Origin of the sequence: Pseudomonas sp. Pseusp97, from assembly GCF_047304025.1 — a bacterium.
Taxonomy (GTDB): Bacteria; Pseudomonadota; Gammaproteobacteria; order Pseudomonadales; family Pseudomonadaceae; genus Pseudomonas.
Window position 1 is genome coordinate 1 of record NZ_JBGLYK010000332.1, and the last position, 4,079, is coordinate 4,079.

At 65.5% G+C, this 4,079-nt stretch carries 5 protein-coding genes; 1 reads left to right on the top strand and 4 read right to left on the bottom strand.

All coding sequences use genetic code 11. The annotated features are described in order from the left end of the window. Positions 1 to 210: 210 nt before the first annotated feature. From ACCC94_RS28240 to ACCC94_RS28255, 4 genes are all read right to left on the bottom strand, one after another. Positions 211 to 477, bottom strand: coding sequence for a DUF2790 domain-containing protein (locus ACCC94_RS28240; protein ID WP_413352901.1), 267 nt, complete (start codon positions 475 to 477; stop codon positions 211 to 213). A gap of 255 nt (positions 478 to 732) precedes the next feature. Then, a complete protein-coding gene (locus ACCC94_RS28245) occupies positions 733 to 963 on the bottom strand; it encodes a cbb3-type cytochrome c oxidase subunit 3 (RefSeq protein ID WP_413352902.1) in 231 nt (76 codons plus the stop codon). A 1-nt stretch (position 964) separates the two neighbouring features. Beyond that, positions 965 to 2,392 carry a cytochrome-c oxidase, cbb3-type subunit I gene (gene ccoN / locus ACCC94_RS28250; protein WP_413352903.1) on the bottom strand — a complete coding sequence of 476 codons (1,428 nt, stop codon included), beginning with the start codon at positions 2,390 to 2,392 and terminating at the stop codon, positions 965 to 967. A 150-nt stretch (positions 2,393 to 2,542) separates the two neighbouring features. After that, positions 2,543 to 2,977, bottom strand: a complete 435-nt coding sequence (locus tag ACCC94_RS28255) for an NUDIX hydrolase (RefSeq protein ID WP_413352904.1) — start codon at positions 2,975 to 2,977, stop codon at positions 2,543 to 2,545. Between the two features lie 122 nt (positions 2,978 to 3,099). Between ACCC94_RS28255 and rluB the strand changes: the two genes are divergently transcribed. Beyond that, positions 3,100 to 4,079 (top strand): 23S rRNA pseudouridine(2605) synthase RluB (gene rluB / locus ACCC94_RS28260; RefSeq protein WP_413352905.1); only part of this gene is annotated, 980 nt, incomplete at its 3' end.

A 4,079-nucleotide genomic window follows, 5' to 3' on the forward strand; every position in this document is an offset into this window, starting at 1 on the left:
TTGGGGCGCCCCCCCCCTCTTCTTTTGGCCCCGGCCCTTCTGCGCCCCCACCGCCCCCCCGCCCCCCCCCTTGGCTGTTTTGTCGCCCCACACCCCCCGCTCCTACAGGGGAAGCCGTCTACCGGCGGGGAAATCAGGATCGCCCCCCGACCGCCACCACAGGCTCGCGGGGTTTGGCCACGACGGCCGGAGGACGATGCTCTTCGCGGCTCAGCCCTGGCTGGTGCTGCCGCCCCATTCGAGGAAGCGGACCTTGTGGGTCTCGCCCTGGTGATCCTGGTAGACCATGTATGCCGGCACGATGCCGACCTTGCCGGAGTTGTCGGTGCGGTGCAGGACCTTGTCGACGTCCAGGGACATGCCGTAGTGGTATTCGGTGGCCGGCAGGTCGGCGCCGGGGTTCTTGATTGCGTCCTGGGCAAAAGCCATCGGGGCGAGGCTGGAGATGACAGCCGACACGACAGAGGCAAGCTTCATTTCTGTATTTCCTCGGTGAAGGGCCTGTGGCCCTTGAATGGGTTTGAAAGCCCCACCGGGGAGCACTGGCATCGATGATGTCTGTCCTGGGGTCCAGACAGGACAGGGGACGATGCTGCAGGCGTCCATCAGGTGGCGGGGCACGGGAGTGATATTCCTCCTCGGGCTGCCCGCCGGGAAATTGATGTGCTTGCTAATGAAAATTGACGAAGGTGATGCGGCGCTCTGTCGCAGGCCTTTGCGCGGGATGCCGCGCTAGGGCTGCCAGTCGCGCCAGTGCTCGCAATCGCCCTGGCAATGGCCGGGGCAGGCGCAGCCCGTGCGGCTGCGCCCCGTGGCTTTCTCCATGCGCCGGGCGACCTCGTCGTCATCGGCGAAGGGCAGCATGCGCGCTTCCTCGATACCGCGCCCGTGGTGCGCCCGCAGGCACCAGCCGACGCCGAAGTACAGTGCCAGCAGGCCGGCCAGCCCCAGCCAGAGTGTCATCTCAGGCCATCCGCTCGGCGACGCGCAGGGCTTCCGGGCGCGCCTGGCGCACGGTCATCCAGGTATTCCAGGCCATCAGCAGCATGCCGGCGAGGAACAGCATGCCGCCGCTCATGCGCACCACGAAGCCGGGGTGGCTGGCCTGCAGCGCTTCGACGAAGGAGTAGGTGAGCGTGCCGTCGGCGTTCACCGCCCGCCACATCAGGCCCTGGGTGATGCCGTTGACCCACATCGAGGCGATGTAGAGGACCGTGCCGATGGTGGCCAGCCAGAAGTGTGCGTTGATCAGACCGATGCTGTGCATCTGTTCGCGACCGAAGACCTTGGGGATCAGGTGGTAGAGCGAGCCGATGGAAATCATCGCTACCCAGCCCAGCGCGCCGGCATGGACGTGGCCGATGGTCCAGTCAGTGTAGTGAGACAGGGCGTTGACGGTCTTGATCGCCATCATCGGACCTTCGAAGGTCGACATGCCGTAGAACGCCAGGGAGACCACCAGGAAACGCAGGATCGGGTCGGTGCGCAACTTATGCCAGGCCCCCGACAGCGTCATCATGCCGTTGATCATCCCGCCCCAGCTCGGAGCGAGCAGGATCAGCGACATCACCATGCCCAGCGACTGCGCCCAGTCGGGCAGGGCGGTGTAGTGCAGGTGGTGTGGGCCGGCCCAGATGTAAAGGGTGATCAGCGCCCAGAAGTGCACGATGGACAGCCGGTAGGAATACACCGGGCGCCCGGCCTGCTTGGGCACGAAGTAGTACATCATCCCGAGGAAGCCGGTGGTGAGGAAGAAGCCCACCGCGTTGTGGCCGTACCACCACTGCACCATGGCGTCGGTGGCGCCGGAGTACACCGGATAGGACTTGAACCAGTCCACCGGGATGGCCAGGTGGTTGACGATGTGCAGCATCGCCGTGACCAGGATGAAGGCGGCGAAGAACCAGTTGCCCACATAGATGTGCGAGGTCCTGCGCTTCATCAGCGTGCCGAAGAACACCACCGCGTAGGCGACCCAGACGATGGCCATCCACACCGCGCCGGTGAACTCGATCTCGGCGTACTCCTTGGTGGTGGTGTAGCCCAGCGGCAGCGTGATCATCATGGTCACGATCAGCGCCTGCCAGCCCCAGAAGGTGAAGGCCGCGAGACTGTCGGAAAACAGCCGCGTCCGGCAGGTGCGCTGCACCGTGTAATAGCTGGTGGCGAACAGCGCACAGCCGCCGAAGGCGAAGATCACCAGGCTGGTGTGCAGCGGGCGCAGGCGCCCGAAACTGGTCCAGGGCAGGTCCAGGTTCAGTTGCGGCCAGACCAGCTGGGAGGCGATCAGTACCCCCATGGCCATGCCGACCACGCCCCAGACCACCGTCATGATGGCGAACTGGCGGACCACCTTGTAGTTGTACGCCTGCTCCGTGCTTCTCGTGTTCATGCTCGATTCCCGCTTGTGACAGAACGTCCGGACGCGCGAACCGATACCGATCGGCGCGCTCCGGTGAGCGGGCAATCTAGGAAAATGCGTTGCCAGGAAACAGATTCAGATAGGCCGCGCAAATACGGATCAGCGGCCGCTGGCGCGGAATCAGGCGATGTCCAGCCGTCCTGCGAGGAAATGCCGCAGGCGTTCCTGCAGGTAATCCACCGCCTGCTCGTGGGCGAGGTATTCGCTGACGCGCATCAGGCGCCAGTACTGGCCTTCGTCGCCGAAACGGATGGCCTCGAATTCCGCCTGCTCCAGCCGTGCCACCAGGAACCACGCCCAGGGCGCCGGGCCGTGGGTGGCGGGGTAGCGGCGTTGCCATTCGATGCGCTGCTCATCCAGGCGCAGGGCAAACTCTTCCTCCAGTTCGCGCAGCGCGCATTGCGCCGGAGTTTCGTCGCCTTCGCGGCCGCCGCCGGGGAAATCCCAGCAGCCGGGGTAGGGGATGCCGGGCTTTTCGTCGCGCTTGTAGACCACCAGCTGGCCGGCGTGGAACAGCGCGAGCTTGGCCCCGGTGAAGTCGTCTTCCTGCTGCATGGCTTCGTTCCCGTTATAAGTCGGCTAGTCTTTCCCGACTGCGGACGGTGCTTTACCGCCCGCGAGCGCGTATGATGCGCGACCTTTTTTATTCGTTGCATGCCACACCGGGAGGTGCCCAGATGACCGACACGCACGAAAACCTTGAAGAACTTACCCCAGCCCCGGCCGGCGAGAAACTGCAGAAAGTCCTCGCGCGCATGGGCGTCGGCTCGCGCCGCGACGTCGAGGCCTGGATCGAAGAAGGCCGCGTCAAGGTCAATGGCGCCGTGGCGACCCTCGGCCAGCGCGTGGGCGACCGCGATGCCATCGCCGTCGATGACCGCCTGCTCAAGCGCGAGAAGATCGAAGAGCACGTCCGCCGCGTGCTGATCTACAACAAGCCCGAAGGCGAAGTCTGCACCCGCGACGACCCGGAAGGCCGCCCCACCGTGTTCGACCGCCTGCCGCGTCTGCGCAGCGGCCGCTGGATCAACGTCGGCCGCCTGGACATCAACACCACCGGCCTGCTGATGTTCACCACCGACGGTGAGCTGGCCAACCGCCTGATGCACCCGTCCTACGAGATGGACCGCGAGTACGCCGTACGCGTGCGTGGCGAAGTCGACGAGGAGATGATCGAGCGCCTGAAAGCCGGCGTGATGCTCGAAGACGGCCCGGCCAAGTTCAGCGACATCCAGGAAGCGCCGGGTGGCGAAGGCTTCAACCACTGGTACCACGTGGTGGTGATGGAAGGCCGTAACCGTGAAGTCCGACGCCTGTGGGAATCCCAGGGCGTGGTGGTCAGCCGCCTGAAGCGCGTGCGCTTCGGACCGGTGTTCCTGACCTCCGAACTGACCATGGGCCGCTACCGCGAGATGGGCCAGCGCGAGCTGGACATCCTCAGCGAGGAAGTCGGCCTGACTCCGGTCGCCCTGCCGGCGGTCTCCACCAAGACCAAGGAAAAGGTCGAGCGCCAGGAGCGCAAGCTCGGCAAGAAGCTGGCGCCCAGCGAGCGTCCGGCTCGCGCACCGCGTGGCGATTCCGCTGACAGCCGTGCGCCGCGTCAGTCTCGTGACGGCGCACGAGCAGGACGATCACTGCCTGCGTCACGCGGCTTGCG

Excerpts from the sequence above, each read along its gene's own strand:
- ACCC94_RS28240 (WP_413352901.1), bottom strand. The coding sequence starts at position 477 with ATGAAGCTTGCCTCTGTCGTGTCGGCTGTCATCTCCAGCCTCGCCCCG.
- ACCC94_RS28245 (WP_413352902.1), bottom strand. The coding sequence starts at position 963 with ATGACACTCTGGCTGGGGCTGGCCGGCCTGCTGGCACTGTACTTCGGC.
- ccoN (WP_413352903.1), bottom strand. The coding sequence starts at position 2,392 with ATGAACACGAGAAGCACGGAGCAGGCGTACAACTACAAGGTGGTCCGC.
- ACCC94_RS28255 (WP_413352904.1), bottom strand. The coding sequence starts at position 2,977 with ATGCAGCAGGAAGACGACTTCACCGGGGCCAAGCTCGCGCTGTTCCAC.